The 15,420-nt window shown below is 68.9% G+C and carries 14 protein-coding genes and 6 tRNA genes; 8 read left to right on the forward strand and 12 right to left on the reverse strand.

Going from position 1 to position 15,420, the window contains the following annotated elements; translation table 11 throughout:
• Positions 1 to 110: 110 nt before the first annotated feature.
• The 4 genes from Q5696_RS09125 to Q5696_RS09140 are packed head-to-tail and all read left to right on the forward strand — an operon-like array spanning position 111 to position 4,267.
• Positions 111 to 578 (forward strand): hypothetical protein, encoded by a 468-nt coding sequence (locus tag Q5696_RS09125; protein WP_305094852.1) that lies wholly within the window; start codon positions 111 to 113, stop codon positions 576 to 578.
• A 42-nt stretch (positions 579 to 620) separates the two neighbouring features.
• Positions 621 to 2,891 carry a molybdopterin-dependent oxidoreductase gene (locus Q5696_RS09130; protein WP_305095205.1) on the forward strand — a complete coding sequence of 757 codons (2,271 nt, stop codon included), beginning with the start codon at positions 621 to 623 and terminating at the stop codon, positions 2,889 to 2,891.
• Positions 2,892 to 2,927: 36 nt separating this feature from the next.
• On the forward strand, positions 2,928 to 3,278 hold the full coding sequence (locus Q5696_RS09135) for a GntR family transcriptional regulator (protein ID WP_305094853.1): 351 nt from the start codon (positions 2,928 to 2,930) through the stop codon (positions 3,276 to 3,278).
• Positions 3,275 to 4,267, forward strand: coding sequence for an SdpI family protein (locus tag Q5696_RS09140; protein WP_305094854.1), 993 nt, complete (start codon positions 3,275 to 3,277; stop codon positions 4,265 to 4,267). The genes Q5696_RS09135 and Q5696_RS09140 overlap by 4 nt, the downstream gene beginning before the upstream one ends.
• A 179-nt stretch (positions 4,268 to 4,446) precedes the next feature.
• On the opposite strand, the gene msrB is transcribed toward Q5696_RS09140, so the two are convergent.
• The 4 genes from msrB to Q5696_RS09160 are packed head-to-tail and all read right to left on the reverse strand — an operon-like array spanning position 4,447 to position 8,524.
• Positions 4,447 to 4,881, reverse strand: a complete 435-nt coding sequence (msrB, locus tag Q5696_RS09145) for a peptide-methionine (R)-S-oxide reductase MsrB (RefSeq protein WP_305094855.1) — start codon at positions 4,879 to 4,881, stop codon at positions 4,447 to 4,449.
• Complete coding sequence (locus Q5696_RS09150) at positions 4,878 to 6,125, reverse strand: glycosyltransferase family 87 protein (protein WP_305094856.1); 1,248 nt, start codon at positions 6,123 to 6,125, stop codon at positions 4,878 to 4,880. Before Q5696_RS09150 ends, msrB begins: the two co-directional genes overlap by 4 nt.
• Positions 6,126 to 6,171: 46 nt before the next feature.
• The gene (locus Q5696_RS09155) at positions 6,172 to 7,716 is read right to left on the reverse strand and encodes an alpha/beta hydrolase (RefSeq protein WP_305094857.1); all 1,545 of its coding nucleotides are present in this window, start codon (positions 7,714 to 7,716) and stop codon (positions 6,172 to 6,174) included.
• Between the two features lie 22 nt (positions 7,717 to 7,738).
• Positions 7,739 to 8,524 carry a pyrimidine reductase family protein gene (locus Q5696_RS09160; protein WP_370654888.1) on the reverse strand — a complete coding sequence of 262 codons (786 nt, stop codon included), beginning with the start codon at positions 8,522 to 8,524 and terminating at the stop codon, positions 7,739 to 7,741.
• A 34-nt stretch (positions 8,525 to 8,558) separates the two neighbouring features.
• On the opposite strand from Q5696_RS09160, the gene zapE reads away from it, so the two are divergent.
• Entirely contained in the window at positions 8,559 to 9,578 is a 1,020-nt protein-coding gene (zapE, locus tag Q5696_RS09165) for a cell division protein ZapE (RefSeq protein WP_305094858.1), read from the forward strand.
• Positions 9,579 to 9,623: 45 nt separating this feature from the next.
• On the opposite strand, the gene Q5696_RS09170 is transcribed toward zapE, so the two are convergent.
• Together Q5696_RS09170 and Q5696_RS09175 are read right to left on the reverse strand one after the other, a co-directional pair.
• Positions 9,624 to 10,154 (reverse strand): GNAT family N-acetyltransferase, encoded by a 531-nt coding sequence (locus Q5696_RS09170; RefSeq protein ID WP_305094859.1) that lies wholly within the window; start codon positions 10,152 to 10,154, stop codon positions 9,624 to 9,626.
• A gap of 4 nt (positions 10,155 to 10,158) precedes the next feature.
• On the reverse strand, positions 10,159 to 11,349 hold the full coding sequence (locus Q5696_RS09175; RefSeq protein ID WP_305095207.1) for an MFS transporter: 1,191 nt from the start codon (positions 11,347 to 11,349) through the stop codon (positions 10,159 to 10,161).
• Positions 11,350 to 11,443: 94 nt separating this feature from the next.
• Between Q5696_RS09175 and Q5696_RS09180 the strand changes: the two genes are divergently transcribed.
• Entirely contained in the window at positions 11,444 to 12,829 is a 1,386-nt protein-coding gene (locus Q5696_RS09180; protein ID WP_305094860.1) for a GH1 family beta-glucosidase, read from the forward strand.
• A 43-nt stretch (positions 12,830 to 12,872) separates the two neighbouring features.
• Here the strand turns inward: Q5696_RS09180 and Q5696_RS09185 are convergent.
• The 5 genes from Q5696_RS09185 to Q5696_RS09205 form a co-directional block, all read right to left on the reverse strand.
• Positions 12,873 to 12,947: transfer RNA gene (locus tag Q5696_RS09185), tRNA-Val, on the reverse strand.
• A gap of 32 nt (positions 12,948 to 12,979) precedes the next feature.
• Positions 12,980 to 13,055: transfer RNA gene (locus tag Q5696_RS09190), tRNA-Gly, on the reverse strand.
• 46 nt (positions 13,056 to 13,101) lie between these two features.
• Positions 13,102 to 13,176: transfer RNA gene (locus Q5696_RS09195), tRNA-Val, on the reverse strand.
• Between the two features lies 1 nt (position 13,177).
• Positions 13,178 to 13,248 (reverse strand) — tRNA-Cys (locus Q5696_RS09200).
• Positions 13,249 to 13,273: 25 nt separating this feature from the next.
• Positions 13,274 to 13,346 (reverse strand) — tRNA-Gly (locus tag Q5696_RS09205).
• A gap of 465 nt (positions 13,347 to 13,811) precedes the next feature.
• On the opposite strand from Q5696_RS09205, the gene Q5696_RS09210 reads away from it, so the two are divergent.
• Positions 13,812 to 13,883, forward strand: a tRNA-Val gene (locus tag Q5696_RS09210).
• Between the two features lie 74 nt (positions 13,884 to 13,957).
• Here Q5696_RS09210 and Q5696_RS09215 read toward each other — a convergent pair.
• Positions 13,958 to 14,686 carry an SIMPL domain-containing protein gene (locus tag Q5696_RS09215; RefSeq protein ID WP_305094861.1) on the reverse strand — a complete coding sequence of 243 codons (729 nt, stop codon included), beginning with the start codon at positions 14,684 to 14,686 and terminating at the stop codon, positions 13,958 to 13,960.
• A 180-nt stretch (positions 14,687 to 14,866) separates the two neighbouring features.
• On the opposite strand from Q5696_RS09215, the gene Q5696_RS09220 reads away from it, so the two are divergent.
• Positions 14,867 to 15,358, forward strand: a complete 492-nt coding sequence (locus Q5696_RS09220; protein ID WP_305095208.1) for a TIGR02611 family protein — start codon at positions 14,867 to 14,869, stop codon at positions 15,356 to 15,358.
• Positions 15,359 to 15,420 lie beyond the last annotated feature (62 nt).

A 15,420-nucleotide genomic window follows, 5' to 3' on the forward strand; every position in this document is an offset into this window, starting at 1 on the left:
TCGTCGAGAACGCTGCGGCGACCAGTGGCTTCCGGTCGTACGCACTGCGAGAAAGAGAAAGCCGTACCGCAACGCCCCAGGTAGCCTGAACCTACGACAGCAGACCCGAGTTGCCCGGCAACGACCTCGAGGACAGTGCGATGCGGAGTCCACAACAGCTCATCGGCGCCGCTGTTCTGACGGTCGGCGTGGCAGTCGGTCTCGTGACGGTGCCGAACGCCCAGGCCTCGGCTGCGCCCACGGTGAACACCTTTCAGATACCGCTCGTGGTGAACACCGGCATCTGGGCGTGCAGTGGGATCCACACGTTCTGCTCCTACACTCCGGTCGCGATCACCGGAGAGACACCTGGGCTCGTCACCTTTCGGGTCGTGCCACCCGGTGAGAGGCTTCCCCCCGCGTTGAGCTGGTGGAATATCCGGGTGCACTGGTGGAACGCCGGGACCGGCGCATCGGGAGTACTGGACATCCCCGCCGACGGTTCGGCGAGCGTCTTCACAGGGGCCGGGTTCGTAACCGCATCCATGACGGCGCGCGACCAGGCCGTCGCCGGCACGGGCGTCTTCCTCGTGCCCTGAGTCCGCTGGCAGACTGGGACCGTGACTTCGCGGTACCAGCAGATGGCGCACTGGGGCATGTTCGAGGTCGAGGCATCCGACGGTGACGTCACCGCGGTCCATCCGTATGCGGGCGATGAGGACCCGTCACCGATCCTGGGGAACCTGCCCGGATCAGTACGGTCCCGCACCCGTATCACCGGCCCGGCCGTGCGTTGCGGCTGGCTCGAGAACGGTCCCGGCCCGTCGGACGCCCGGGGCGCCGACGAGTTCGTGCCCGTGTCGTGGAACGAACTGCACGACCTGCTCGCACGCGAATTGCGGCGTGTCGTCGACGAGCACGGCAACCGGGCGATCTTCGGCGGCTCCTACGGATGGGCCAGCGCCGGGCGATTCCATCACGCGCAGAGCCAGATCCACCGGTTCCTCAACCTGCTCGGCGGCTACACCGGCTCGGTGCAGAACTATTCGATCGGCGCGACCGGTGTGATCATGCCGCACGTCGTCGGCGCCCACTGGAAACTGTTCGCCCGCGCCACCGACTGGACCGTTATCGCCGAGAACACCGATCTGATGGTGTGTTTCGGCGGTATCCCGGTCAAGAACACCGCCGTCGCATCCGGTGGCACCAGCGCCCATCCCACCCGTGGTGCACTCGACCGGCTTCGTGCCCGCGGCGGGCGGCTGGTGTCGATCAGCCCGCTGCGCGACGACCTGCACGGTGAGTACGAGTGGCTCGCCCCGGTTCCCGGGACCGATGTCGCGATCATGCTCGCCCTCGCGCATGTCCTCGCGTCGGAAGGGTTGCACGACAAGGGTTTCCTCGCTCGCTACTGCGTCGGCTACGAGCGGTTCGAGAACTATCTGTTCGGTGGCGACGACGGGATCGCGAAGACCCCGGGGTGGGCGTCGGCGCTGTCCGGGATACCGGCCGAGACGATCGTGGCTTTGGCGCGGCGGATGGCTGCCGGCCGCACGATGGTCACCGTCACGTGGTCGCTGCAACGCGTCCGGCACGGCGAACAGGCGCCGTGGGCGGGCATCACCCTCGCTGCGATGCTCGGGCAGATCGGTGTTCCCGGAGGCGGATTCGGCCACGGTTACGGCTCGATGAACGAGCCCGGCCTCGGACCGGTGCCGTATCCGCTGCCCACTCTGTTCCAGGGCAGCAACCCGGTGCCCGATTTCATCCCGGCCGCGGCGATCTCGGATCTGCTGCTGCGTCCGGGGGAGGAGTTCGACTACGACGGCCGACGCCACACCTACCCCGACATCCGGCTCGTGTACTGGGCGGGCGGAAATCCGTTCCATCACCACCAGGACCTCGGCCGGCTGCGACGCGCGCTGGCCCGACCCGACACGATCGTCGTGCACGATCCTTACTGGACGCCGATGGCCCGCCACGCCGACATCGTCGTCCCGTCCACCACGTCCCTCGAACGTGACGACCTGGCGTGCAGCCGCAACGATCCGCTGCTCGTCGCGATGACGCAGGCGGTGCCCCGGTACGCGGGTGCCCGCGACGACTACGACACGTTCGCCGCGCTCGCGTACCGGCTCGGGTTCGGGGAGCGGTTCACCGAGGGCCGCACCGCGGGGCAGTGGATCGAGCACCTGTACGAGCAGTGGCGTGGCTTCGTCCTCGCCGACCCGCAGCATCTCGAGGCGCCGACGTACGCCGAGTTCCGGCGGCGCGGGCACGTGCGGATGCGCACCGAGGACCGGCTCACCCTGTTCGCTGACTTCCGCGACGATCCGGTGGGCAGTCCGCTGCGCACCCCGAGTGGACGCATCGAGATCTTCTCCGCGACCGTCGAGGGTTTCGGTTACGACGACTGCCGGGGTCATCCACGCTGGTACGAGCCCGACGAATGGCTCGGCGGCGAGCGGGCGTCCCGGTTCCCGCTGCATCTGATCGCGAACCAGCCGAAGACTCGGCTGCACGGTCAGCTCGACCACGGTGCGGTGAGCCGGGCGTCGAAGATCCGGGGGCGTGAACCGGTCCGCATGCATCCCGCGGACGCCGCCGCCCGCGGTATCGGGGCCGGGGACGTGGTGCGGGTGTTCAACGACCGCGGCGCCTGCCTGGCCGGGGCCGTCCTCGACGACGGGGTCCGGTGCTCGGTGGTGCAACTGGCCACCGGCGCCTGGTACGACCCGCTCGACCCCGCAGATCCGGATTCGATGTGTGTGCACGGCAATCCGAACGTGCTTACCGCCGACGTCGGCAGTTCCGGGCTGTCCCACGGCTGCACCGGACAGCACGTCCTCGTGCAGATCGAACGGTTCGACGGGGATCTGCCGCCGATCCGGGTGTTCGAGCCACCGATCTAACTTGTTCTATTTGAACTAGAACAATAGGGTGGGTGTGTGCTCATCCGAATCGATCCGTCGTCCGCGGTTCCGCTGTACGAACAGTTCGCCGCGTCGGTGCGCGGCGCGATCGCCGACGGCTCCGTTGCGGCAGGGCAGCGCCTGCCGTCGGCCCGAGACCTGGCCGCTTCCCTGGACGTCAACGTGCACACCGTGCTCCGCGGCTATCAGGAGTTGCGCGACGAGGGGCTGATCGAACTGCGTCGCGGTCGCGGCGCCGTCGTGATGGGGGACGCGTCCGCTCGCGGTCGTGTGCTCGCGGCCGTCCGCGAGGCCGCGGCGGAGGCGCGCCGATACGGCATGAGCACGGCCGACCTGCTCGACCTGGTGAAGAAGGAGATGACATGACCGATTCGGTTGTGGTGCAGAAGGTGTCGTGGGTCCGAAGCGGTGTGGCGGCGGTGTCGCTGCCGGTTGTCGCGGCGGTGATCGGTGTCGTCGTCCTCGGCGCGTGGTCGGCAGAACTCCCCGACCCGGTGGCGGTCCACTTCGGGTCCGGCGGTGTCGCCGACGGATTCACCGGGGCCGGCTCCGTCCGGTGGTGGCCGCTGTTCGGGCCGCTGTTCGCGCTGCTGCTCGCCGGCGTGATCGCGGTATGCACCCGCAGGGACGTACGGGCCGGGCGGTTCGGGGCGGCGGTGGCGTCGGGCACCGGGACAGCGCTCGCGGCGTTGCCGGTCGTGCTGCTCGCCCCGCAGCGAGGCCTCGCGGACGCCGCCGACGCGAGCATCGGTCTCCAGTGGGCCCTCGTGGCCGTCGTGCTCGGGATCGCTGCGGGGTGCGCCGCCCTCCCGATGGTCGGGCGGGTCATGCCGGTGCGGGCTGCGGCGCCGCCGCCGGCGAACGCATCACGCCTGGATATCGCGGACACCGAGGCCGTCGTGTGGACCGGGTCGGCGGCGCTGCCGCGCTGGGCCGCGATCGGCCTCGCAGCGCTGCCGATGGTTCTCGCGCTGGCGGTGTCGCGGACGGTGGGCCCGGAACTGCTCGTCACCGGAGTGGTCGGGGCACTGCTCCTCGGCGTCACGCTGGCACCGGTCCACGTCGTCGTCGACGGCCGTGGACTCGAGACCCGTTACGTGCTCACCGGCGGCCGACGACGCATCCCGCTCGACGAGATCGCCCGTGCCGACGCCGTGAAGATCGGGCTGATCAACCGGTACGGCGGCATCGGCTACCGGGTCGGCCCCGACGGTGTCGGACTGCTCGTCCGCCCCGGCGCCGCACTGCGGATCACCCGGGGAGACGGCTCGAAATTCACCGTCACCGTCGACGACGCCGATCAGGCTGCGGCCGTGCTCAACTCGCTCGCGGCGCGCGGACGGATCGCGAGGTAGCGGGCGGTCCCCGGCTCGACCGACGGCTCCGTAGCAGGGGAGGCGGCCCGGTTCCGGCTGTCGATGTCGTCGGCACAGGCGCTGCGCGCAGAATGACGTCCCGCATGCGCAATCGTGCGCGCGGGACGTCATTCTGCGCGCGGGAACACCGATCACACCGCGCTCGACACGCCCACCGGTCAGCTGTCGGCCGGTTCGAGCCTCAGAGAGATGCTGTTGATGCAGTACCGCTGGTCGGTGGGGGTGGGGTAGCCCTCGCCTTCGAAGACGTGGCCGAGGTGGCTGTGGCAGGCCCGGCACAGGACTTCGACGCGGTGCATGCCGAGGGAGTTGTCGGCGCGCAGGAGGACGGCGTCGGTGTCGGCGGGGTCGAAGAACGACGGCCATCCGCAGTGGGACTCGAACTTTTCGCTGCTGCGGAACAGTTCGGCGCCACACGCCCGGCACGTGTACACGCCGTCGATGGTGGTGTCGGTGTACTCGCCGACGTGCGGTGGTTCGGTGCCGGCCTGCCGCAGCACGTGGTACTCCTCGGGCGTCAACTGCGCCCGCCATTCCCCGTCGTTGCGGCGGACGGTCGGTTCGGGCAGGCCGGCGTCGGGTGCGGAAGTCATGCGTCCACGCTAGTCCGGTCCGGCGTCGTACCGGTGACGAGGAAATCCGGGTCGATGCCGCGATCCAGGCGGCCTTCCCGTTTCGCGGTGAGATACCGGTTGGTCAGGACCGCGAACACCACGATCAGCAGCAGACTCCAGCCCATCGTGCCCTTGAGGTATTCGGCGGCGCGGCCCTCCTCGAGGAACCGGTTCGAGATCCAGGAGTCGGCCGCGAACACGCCGTAGATCGCGAGCCACGCCGGCCAGTTCCGGAGCACCGAGTTGCGCAGCACCACCGTCATGATCAGCGGGAACAACAGCATCGAGTAGTACAGCTGGCCCAGCGACCCGATGAGGAACGAGCCGGCCATGAGCACACCGGACGCCGTCGTGACGAAGAACAGTTCGTCGTGGCGGCAGTACCGGTACAGCAGCCACAGCGACACCGCGACCATCGCGATGAAGCCCAGGCGCAGCGCCCAGATCAGCGCGATCGGCAGACCGTAGTAGGTGCCGTTGCCGACGATCGCGCTGTTGAAGTAGTCGCGCGACTCCATCAGATACGGCAGGGTGTGCTCGACGAACGCCCACGGATCCGCCGCCAGCGGCCACGCGATCGCCGTGAGGACCAGCGGGATACCGGCGGCCGTGACGAACACCTTCCATTGGCCGCGCACCAGTGGCAGCAGCAGCAGCGGCGCCAGAATCGGTTTCACCGCGAACGTCAGACCGATCGCGGCACCGGACCACATGTCGCGGCGGCGCAGCAACAGGAACAGGAACGCGACCTCGCCGAGCAGGACGAGACCGTTGATGTTCGTGAACACCAGCGTGTTCGAGACGGTTTCGGTGGAGAACGCGGCGAACAGCAGGATCGGCGCCGCCACCGAGTCCAGGGCGAGCCCGAACATCTTGAGCAGCAGATACAGGGCCGCGATCACCGCGATCGCGTTGACCAGAATGAACAGCCATCGCGACTTCTCCGGGTCGAGGATCGCGATCGGCGCCATCAACAGCGTGCCGGACGGCGGATACAGGTAGTGCGGATCCACCGAATTGAAGTTCGCGGTGTAGACGTCCTCACGATTCAGGAACCGCAGCGCCGCCTGATAGACCGGTGCATAGTCGTCGGTGTAGGCGCCGTTGACCGCCCGGACGACCACCCGGTGGATCACCGTCATCACGGCGAGAGGCCACAGGGCGAAGTTCACGACCTCGGCGGTGGTGCGACCGGTACGCGGCTCGAATCGTCGAAGGAACACTACGGCACGGTACACCGGACAACCCCCGAATCGGACTCGGTCCTGCTCAGGCCGGGCAGGCGCCTGCGTTCGGCGGCAACACGGCGGTGTCGAGATAGCGGGTCAGATGGCCGCGCGCGCATTCGGAATGCGTCGTCACCGGATGACCGAAACCCTCCCACGTCACCCGCGACCACGGCGCGTCGGCGAGCGTCAGCGCACCCGTGAACGTCGCGAGGTCGGCGTTGCCGACGACCGGGTCCGCCGCACCGTCGAACACCAGGATCGGCACCGGGACGGTGCCCGGCTGCGGTGGCGGAGGCGTCGCCGGCCAGGCGGCGCACCGCAACAGCCCCAGCGCGGCGTCCTCCCCGAACACCGGGTACGTCGTCGCCCACTCCTGCCGCAACTGGTCGACGCGTCCCGGACCCGGCCACTGCCGGCCGTCCGAACAACGGGCCACGAACTGGCCGTCGGAACCGGTGACCGCCGTGGTCGCGTCGATCAGCCCCTGCAGTGGGACCGTGTCGCCGCGGTCGGCGGCCGCGAGCACATCGGCCAGGTCCCGGACCCGCGCCGCCTGGTCGCCACGCGGCGACCCCAGGAAACCGGAAAGGGCGTTCAACAGCGCACCAGGCGACACCGTTCCCAGTTCGCCGGCCGCCGCCCGGTCCCGCAGCGCGGTGATCGCCGCGACCGGATCCGGGCCGAGGGAGCACTCGAGGGCGGCGCAGCGGCGGGCGAACGCGGCCAGTGCCGCCTCCTGCCCGGCCGTCCGTGACTCGGTGGCCGACGCGGCATCGAGCGTGACGGCCGCCGGGGAATCGAGGACCAGCCGTCCGACCCGCTCCGGATACTTCGCGGCGAACGCCAGCGCGACCGACGCGCCGTTGCCGGTTCCCAGCAGGGCGAGCGTGTCGACCTGCCACATTCGGCGCAGCTGCTCGAGATCGTCGGCGGCGTGCGCGGTGTCGAACGCCAGCGCATACGGCGCCATCGCGTCCGTGCACGCGACCGTCGCGTCCCGGCCCGCCGCTGCGACCGCATCGGCCTCACCCAGGTCGGCGAGGGTGCGGCGGTCCACGGTCGGTCCGCAGTCGATCGGCGTCGACGCCCCGAAACCGCGCCGGTCGACCGCGACGATCGGCTGCCGGTCGAGCAGTGTCGCGCTGGGGCCCGTCGCGAGCGCCGCGAGCGTGTTCGACGACGCCAGATCGGCCCCCGAGGTGAGCACGAGCGGTGCGGCGTCGAGCGGTGTCCGCGGCAGCCGCGCCCGGGTGACGCCCACCTGGATCGACCGGGCCGGACCCGCCGACAGGGGATCCACAGGGGAGGTGAAGGTGGCGCACTCGAGGACGAGACCGTCCGGGCCGGGACCGACACCGAGCGGTGCCAGCGCATCGGACGTGCAGTCCGTCCACGCGAGATCGTGCACCGGCGCCCGCAGTTCGGGGGCTGCCGGCGCCTCGCTGGTCCGGGGCGTCGACCCGCCGTCGTGTTCGACGATCGCCACATCGGGCCGACTCGACGGACCCACCCCGCAGCCGGTTCCGACGGCGAGTACGACGCCGGCGATCGCGGCCACCCCGATCCTGCGCGCACCCGTCTGCATGCCCGACAGCCTGCCAGCCCGCTCACCCATCCGACGCCCGCACCCACCGCGTCAACAGGGTGCCGTCGTCGTCACCGAGGACGTGGACGCGACGCATCGGCGTCGGACAGGCGGCGGGGGAGACCGCGATCCGGCCGGCGCCGCCTGCCACCAACTGCGGCGACGTCGTCAGACACAGCTCGTCGACGACGCCGTCGGCGAGGAGCGTCCCGAACAGGCCGGGCCCGCCCTCGCACAGCACCCGCCGCAACCCCCGCGCTTCCAGGGCAGCCACCAGTGCGGCCCCACCGATCGCGGTGTCGGCGATCGTCTCGACGTCCGCGCCCGCGTCCCGCAGCCGCGCTGCCTGCCCGGCATCGGCTCGCGTGGACGTCAGCACGATCGGTGCGACGGCCGTGTCGGTGAACAGCCGCGACGCCGGATCCAGCCGTCCGCTCGCGGTCACCACGACGATCGGGGGCACCTCCGACTGCCCGCGGGCCCGGCGCAGGTCCCGATCGGCGCCGGTGATCCGGGCGCCCCCGTAGTCCTCGGTGCGGGCCGTGCCGGCGCCCACGACGACCGCGTCGGCCAACGACCGCAGGATCCCGAACACCCGTTTGTCCGCCGGAGTCCCCAGGCCCGCGCTCGCCCCGTCGGCGGTCACCGCGCCGTCGATGCTGGACACGAAGTTGACCCGCAGCCACGGTCTGTCGAGGTCGGCCGGATACCCGTACAGTGAACGCAGGTCCTCGTCGTCGAGTGGCACGGGTCGACCGTTGTCGGCCCTTTTCCCTGTGAAGTAGGTCGCAAAATCCAGGCGCTGCACGTGTTCGATCAGAACACGTCGATACCCTCGATGCATGCATGCACGTCTTGTCGATCGCAGCCCGGTGGTGCCGGCCGATCAGTTGGTTGCTCAAATGGTGCCCCCGGCGATGTTCGACGAGGTCAGCTTCGCGTCCTACATTCCCGACCCCAAAGAGCCCAGCCAGGCGGTCGCGGTCCGCAAGGCGGAGGAGTTCTCGCAGAAGGTCACCAAGATCCGCGGCGGCGGCAAGCGGGGCCTGTTCGGACGCAAGACGCAGCAGTCCGGTGCCGGTCTCTACCTCGACGGCGGTTTCGGTGTCGGCAAGACCCACCTGCTCGCCTCGATCTTCCACAGCTCCCCGTCGCCCAAGGCGTTCGGCACGTTCGTCGAACTGACGCACGTCGTCGGCGCGCTCGGCTTCAACAAGGCCGTCGAGGAACTGTCCAACCATTCGGTGCTGTGCATCGACGAGTTCGAACTCGACGATCCGGGCGACACGATGCTCGTCTCGCGGCTGCTGACCGAGCTGTCGGCGCGCGGTGTGTCCATCGTGGCCACGTCGAACACGCTGCCCGGTCAGCTCGGTGAGGGCCGCTTCGCCGCCCAGGACTTCCTGCGCGAGATCAAGAAGCTCGGCTCGATCTTCGAGACCATTCGCGTCGACGGCCCCGACTACCGGCACCGTGACCTGCCGCCGGCGCCCGAGCCCACCGACGACGCCGACCTGCTCGAGCGCGCCGACTCGATCGACGGTGCCACGCTCGACGACTTCGACGAGCTGTGCGCGCACCTGAGCACGCTGCACCCGTCGCGGTACGGCAAGCTCATCGAGGGCGTGCCGGCGGTGTTCATCAAGGGCGTGCACCCGGCCGCCGACCAGTCGGTCGCGCTGCGCCTCGTCGTCCTCGCCGACCGCCTGTACGACGCCAGCATTCCGGTCACCGTGTCCGGTGCGAAGCTCGACGAGATCTTCACCCCTGAGATGGTCGCCGGTGGCTACCGCAAGAAGTACCTGCGTGCCACGTCGCGTCTGCTCGCGCTCTCCCGTTTCGAGGTCGCCGCGTCGTCCTGACGCCCGATTCCGCGTGACTGTGACGCAGCCTCCGAGCGACCCCGCTCAGAGGCTGCGTTGCATCACGAAGTCGTGGTGGATCTGATTGCCCACCCGGAACGTCTTCGTCCCGACCTTCTCGAACCCGTTCTTGGCGTAGAACTTCTGCGCCCGCACGTTCTCCTGGTTGACGCCGAGCCACACACCGGCACAGCCCGCCTCGCGGGCGTGCGCGATCGCCGCCTCCATGAGGGCGGCCGACACCCCGGACCCGTGCCGGTCCGGCAGCACGTACAGCTTGCTGATCTCCATCGTCGGCTGCAACGACACCGCCGACCGGATGTCGTGGTCGTCCGGCATGCCCTCGACGAGCATCACGTAGCCGACGACCTCTCCGCCCGCCGTCGCCTCCAGGACCGTCCGGGCCGGATCGGTGAGGTATTCGCTGAACCTCTCCGCCGACAGCACCTCGTCGACGAACGCCGCGATGTCCTCCTGCGTCGCATGCGGTGGGCACGCGAGCGGGAAGGTCACCGCGGCCACGTCGGCGAGCGCTTCCGCATCCCACAGTCCGGCACGGTCCACGGAAATCGTCACGATGTCACCTCGGGGTCGATTCGGGCAGGGTGGTGTCGGTCCCGGTAAGTACATCATCTGTGGCCGACGCTCCGGTGCGGCGTGGTGCGAACGCCGGGGCCAGCGCGAACAGGACGACCGCGAACAGCAGCGGCACCACGAACCCGATCCGCAGGTCGGTGACCGCCGCGACCCCACCGATCACCCCGCCCGCGACGATCGTGCCGGCATAGTTGAACAGGTTGATCCGGGCGACCACGGCATCCGTCTGCTCCGGCGGCGCCAATCGTCCGGCGGCACTGAAACTGAGCGGCGCGATGACCGGCGCACCCAGTCCCACGACGAAGAAGCCGACGATCGCGACGGCCGGGTTCGGGGCGAGCACCGCGGTCAGCAGACCGACGACACTGATCGCCGCACCGGCCCGCACCACCGCGATCTCCCCGAACCGGTGCACCCAATGATCGCCGGTCAACCGTGAGATCAGCGCCGTCACCTGGTAGGCGCCCATCGCCAGGGCGGCGGTACCGGCGTCCGACAACAACACCTCCTTGAGATACAGCGGCGAGTACGTGCCGATCCCGAAGTCGATCGCATAGAACAGCAGCATCGCGACACCGAGCGCGAGGAAGGGCCGCATCGGTACCGACAGCGGCGCGGTCGCCGACGTCGCAGCCCGCTCGTGTCCGGTGCGCAGCAGCCGCGGCCCGATCCACGCACACACCGCGGCGACCAGCACGGCCGCCACGATCACCGACACCATGACCGACAGCTCCAGCGCCGAGCACACCGCAACGTATCCGGCACCGACGATCGCACCGACACTCCAGGACGCGTGGAACGACGACAGGATCACCCGCCCGTACGCGTGCTGGATCGACACCGCCTGCATGTTCGCGGACGCATCCACGATGCCGAGGCCGACACCGTACAGCGCGAACGCCGCCAGGAACGCCGGCGTCGACGACGCGACCGCGATGACGGCACCACCGGCGGCGATCACGAACAGGCCGACCCGCAGCGTCGTCCGACTCGACATCGCCTTCGCGAGCTGCTCGGCCAGCACACTGCCGACGCCCGCGACGACCGAGATGCCGACGACCGTCGCCGCCACCAACGTGTCGCCGAACCCGAGATCCTCCTTGAACTGGGGGAGCTGGGTGAGCAGCACGGCCAGCAGGAACCCCTGCAAACCGAAGGCGACGGACGCCGACATCCGGGCGCGTCCGGGAACTTCCGTGTTTCGTATCACTGGACGAGTGTCCAATATTGTGCTCCGTTTCGTGGCGTTCTCTGCTTCACTGCACATCATGACGGCACAGCATTCGATTCCGGAGTTTCCCGACGATTTCCTGTTCGGCGTCGCGGCCGCGGCCTATCAGATCGAGGGAGCCGTCGACACCGACGGACGCGGCCGCTCCATCTGGGACGAGTTCTGCCGCATCCCCGGCAAGATCGTCGGCGGCGAGACCGGGGACGTCGCAATCGACCACTACCACCGCCACCGCGAGGACGTCGCCCTCATCCGTGACCTCGGCGTCGACGCCTACCGGCTGTCGATCGCCTGGCCGCGGATCCTGCCCGACGGCGCCGGCGCGGTCAACGCGGCGGGCCTGGACTTCTACGACCGGCTGATCGACGACCTGTGCGCCGCCGGCATCGCTCCCGCAGTCACCCTGTTCCACTGGGACCTGCCGCAGACCCTGCAGGACGACGGCGGCTGGCTGAATCGGACGACGGCGCAGCGGCTCGCCGACTACGCGACGATCGTGGGGGAGCGGCTCGGTGATCGCGTCGGCATGTGGATGCCGCTCAACGAACCCGTCGTCCACACCCTCTACGGGCACGCGCTCGGCGTGCACGCTCCCGGACTCGAACTCGGTTTCGGAGCACTGCAGGCCGCCCACCACCAACTGCTCGGGCACGGGCTGGCGGTGCAGGCGCTGCGCGCCGCCGGCTGCGGGAACATCGGCATCGCGTCGAATCACGCACCCGTGCACGCGGCGTCGGACTCGGACGCCGATGTGGAGGCCGCCGACATCTACGACCACATCGTGAACTGGACGTTCGCCGACCCGGTCCTGCTCGGCAAATACCCGGCCGACGAACTCGCGGCCCTGCTGACCGGTCCGGTCGACGACGATCTCGCCGTGATCGCGCAACCCCTCGACTGGTTCGGCATCAACTACTACGAGCCGACGGTGATCGCTGCACCCCGCGACGGGGAGGGCACCGACGGCGTCCTCGAAGTGGATCTGCCGCCCGGCATGCCGTTCGCACCGGTACCGCTGGACGGATATCCGCGCACCGACTTCGGCTGGCCCATCGTGCCCGACGGACTCCGGGAGATCCTCGTGACCTTCCGGGACCGCTACGGTGCCGCACTGCCGCCCGTCCACATCACCGAGAGCGGTTGCTCGTTCCACGACGCCGCACCCGACACCACCGGCCGGGTACGTGACGAGCGTCGCATCGCCTACCACGCCGATCATCTCGCCGCCGTGCGCGCTGCGATGGATGCCGGTGTCGACGTCCGCGGCTACTTCGTGTGGTCGATCCTCGACAACTTCGAATGGGCCGCCGGATACCGGGAACGCTTCGGCCTCGTCCACGTCGACTACGACACCCTCGCCCGCACCCCGAAGGACTCCTACCGGTGGCTGCAACACGAACTGGCGAACCGTAGAAAACGGTGAGAAACGCCGAAAGGCACCTCCGAGCGGAGGTGCCTTTCGGGTGTGGTGCGCGATACTGGGATTGAACCAGTGACCTCTTCCGTGTCAGGGAAGCGCTCTCCCGCTGAGCTAATCGCGCGGGTCGTGCAGATCGGCCCCAGGGGTCGATCGTGGAGCGGATGACGGGATTCGAACCCGCGACCCTCACCTTGGCAAGGTGATGCGCTACCAGCTGCGCTACATCCGCATGTTGTGACACAACAAGTTACCCGACAGTGAACTGCCGCGAAACTTGGTGCGCGATACTGGGATTGAACCAGTGACCTCTTCCGTGTCAGGGAAGCGCTCTCCCGCTGAGCTAATCGCGCGAGGTGGAGACGGGAATCGAACCCGTGTGCACGGCTTTGCAGGCCGTTGCCTCACCACTCGGCCACTCCACCATAAAAGGTCGAGTCCAACCTCTCGAGCGGATGACGGGATTCGAACCCGCGACCCTCACCTTGGCAAGGTGATGCGCTACCAGCTGCGCTACATCCGCATTTGCTCCGGCGGGGCGTTTCCGCTTCCCCGGTGCGGTGAGAACATTAGCGGACTATTCGAGAAAGGCACAAATCAGCAGGTCAGGGCCCAAAAAGGGTATGCACGAGCAGTATTGCGGCAGGCGGGCGAGCGGCCGCGCGCCGGCGTTCGGTGATCTTTCGTCGTCGCGGCCCGCTGTGACGGCCGGGGGACAGCTGAAGGGGCCCGCCGTGCGCCCGTGCGAGCCGAAGGGTCCCTTCGGCTGTCGGTGGCGTGGTCGGGGTGGGTGGAGTCGGGAGGGAGTGGGGAGGGTTGGAAACGTGCCCGCGCGTGTACGCGCGCGAGGACGCCGGCCGGTGAGGGCTCGAGGGGGGTTCGAGGAGGGGGCTGCGGCGTCGAAATGGTGTTGACCAGCGGATTCGTGTTCGGCGACGGTAGGTGTTAGTGTTTCGTCTCGTTCGACCGCGAGCAATTGACGCGGTTCGGTCCCGTGGCTCAGTGGGAGAGCGTCCGCTTCACACGCGGAAGGTCGCTGGTTCGATCCCAGCCGGGACCACATCAGAAAGGCCCTGTCCGAATTACGGACAGGGCCTTTCTCGTTCCCGGGTGACGTGTTCGGGTCCGCAGCCGTCAGCCGATGTCGTATGTCACCGCGACGTTCACGGTCAGTTCCTGGGACCCCGCCTCGATCGGCACGGTGTCCGTGAGAACCGCGTCGGGTGCGCGCATGGACGGATCGGACGACCGAGGTGCCTGCGCAGGCACCTCGACGATCGAGCGCACCTTGCCGAGTTTCACACCGGCTGTGTCGGCCATCTGCTGTGCCTGATCCTGTGCTTGCCGGACGGCACGGCTGCGCGCCTCGGCACGTAGGTCGCTGTCGTCGGCGATGGAGAAGGTCACCTGTTGTACGCGGATCGCGTCGCCGGCGGTGGCTGCGGCCGCATCGATGAGCGTGCCGGCCTGGGAGATGTCGTGCAGGGTCGCGGTCACCTGGTTGGTGACCTGATATCCGGTGATGCGCGCGCCGCCCGGTTCCCAGGTCGGATTCACCGACAGCTGACTCGTCCGGACGTCCTCGTCGGCGACCCCGTTGCTCTTCAGGGTGTCGATCAGAGCGGTGGCCTTCCGTGAATTGTCCTGCAGGGCGGCCTGCGCCTCGGACGCCTGGGTCTGCACGCCGAGGGCGACGGTCAGCGTGTCGGGAGTCCCGGTGACCTTGCCGGTGCCCTGGGAATTGATCCCGGCCGGTTGTCCGTTCGACGGGTCGGATGCGGTGGCCGAGCACCCTGATGCGGTCAGGACGGCCGCGGTTGCGCCGACCGTCGCGAGAGCGAGTTTCGTGCGGGTTCTTCGCATCACTTCACTATCGGGCAGGATGCCCGGCGGCGAACCGGGTTCGTCCGAATCGACTCGAGGTCGTGTCCCCGGTTGTTCGAGGACGAGCGCGTCCCCGCCGGTGTCTCGTGCGTCGGTACGCTCGAATCACGTCGGCGTGACGATCGGCGCGGATCACGGATGCGACGGTGGGTGCAGATCATGGGCGATCGGGTGGTGGGCGAGCGTCACCACGGCGCCCCACAGGAATCGGGGGTGCCCGATGCGGACGGCTTCCGCCCGATCGGGATCCTCGAGGAGGCCGAGAACAAGTGGCGGCGACGTCGCAGGCGCATCGCCGCGAACACGTCACTGAACCTCGCCTACCGCATCGGGGTGGGGTTCGTCGGCACGATCGTGCTGGCTGCCGGGATCGTGGCGATTCCGTATCCCGGCCCCGGCTGGTTGATCGTGTTCGCCGGTTTGGGCATCCTCGCGTCCGAGTTCGCGTGGGCGCACCGGATGCTGCACTGGATTCGGGCGCGATACGACCGGTTCATGGAGTGGTTCTCCCACCGGTCCGTCTTCGTCAAGGCCCTCGGCGTGCTGTTCACGACGATCGTCGTCGTCGCGACATTGTGGGTGCTCGGTACCTTCGATCTGCTCGGAACATGGGTGGGACTCGAGCAATCGTGGCTGGAGAGCCCGCTGTAGCGACCCGGCCCGGGCCGACAGCGGTACGCCTCCACTCGGCGTGGCGTCGTGCCGATAACATG

Origin of the sequence: Prescottella sp. R16, from assembly GCF_030656875.1 — a bacterium.
In the GTDB taxonomy this organism is placed as follows: Bacteria; Actinomycetota; Actinomycetes; order Mycobacteriales; family Mycobacteriaceae; genus Prescottella.

Excerpts from the sequence above, each read along its gene's own strand:
- Q5696_RS09130 (WP_305095205.1), top strand. The coding sequence starts at position 621 with ATGGCGCACTGGGGCATGTTCGAGGTCGAGGCATCCGACGGTGACGTC.
- Q5696_RS09140 (WP_305094854.1), top strand. The coding sequence starts at position 3,275 with ATGACCGATTCGGTTGTGGTGCAGAAGGTGTCGTGGGTCCGAAGCGGT.
- msrB (WP_305094855.1), bottom strand. The coding sequence starts at position 4,881 with ATGACTTCCGCACCCGACGCCGGCCTGCCCGAACCGACCGTCCGCCGC.
- Q5696_RS09155 (WP_305094857.1), bottom strand. The coding sequence starts at position 7,716 with ATGCAGACGGGTGCGCGCAGGATCGGGGTGGCCGCGATCGCCGGCGTC.
- zapE (WP_305094858.1), top strand. The coding sequence starts at position 8,559 with ATGCATGCACGTCTTGTCGATCGCAGCCCGGTGGTGCCGGCCGATCAG.
- Q5696_RS09175 (WP_305095207.1), bottom strand. The coding sequence starts at position 11,349 with ATGTCGGCGTCCGTCGCCTTCGGTTTGCAGGGGTTCCTGCTGGCCGTG.
- Q5696_RS09180 (WP_305094860.1), top strand. The coding sequence starts at position 11,444 with ATGACGGCACAGCATTCGATTCCGGAGTTTCCCGACGATTTCCTGTTC.
- Q5696_RS09215 (WP_305094861.1), bottom strand. The coding sequence starts at position 14,686 with ATGCGAAGAACCCGCACGAAACTCGCTCTCGCGACGGTCGGCGCAACC.
- Q5696_RS09220 (WP_305095208.1), top strand. The coding sequence starts at position 14,867 with ATGGGCGATCGGGTGGTGGGCGAGCGTCACCACGGCGCCCCACAGGAA.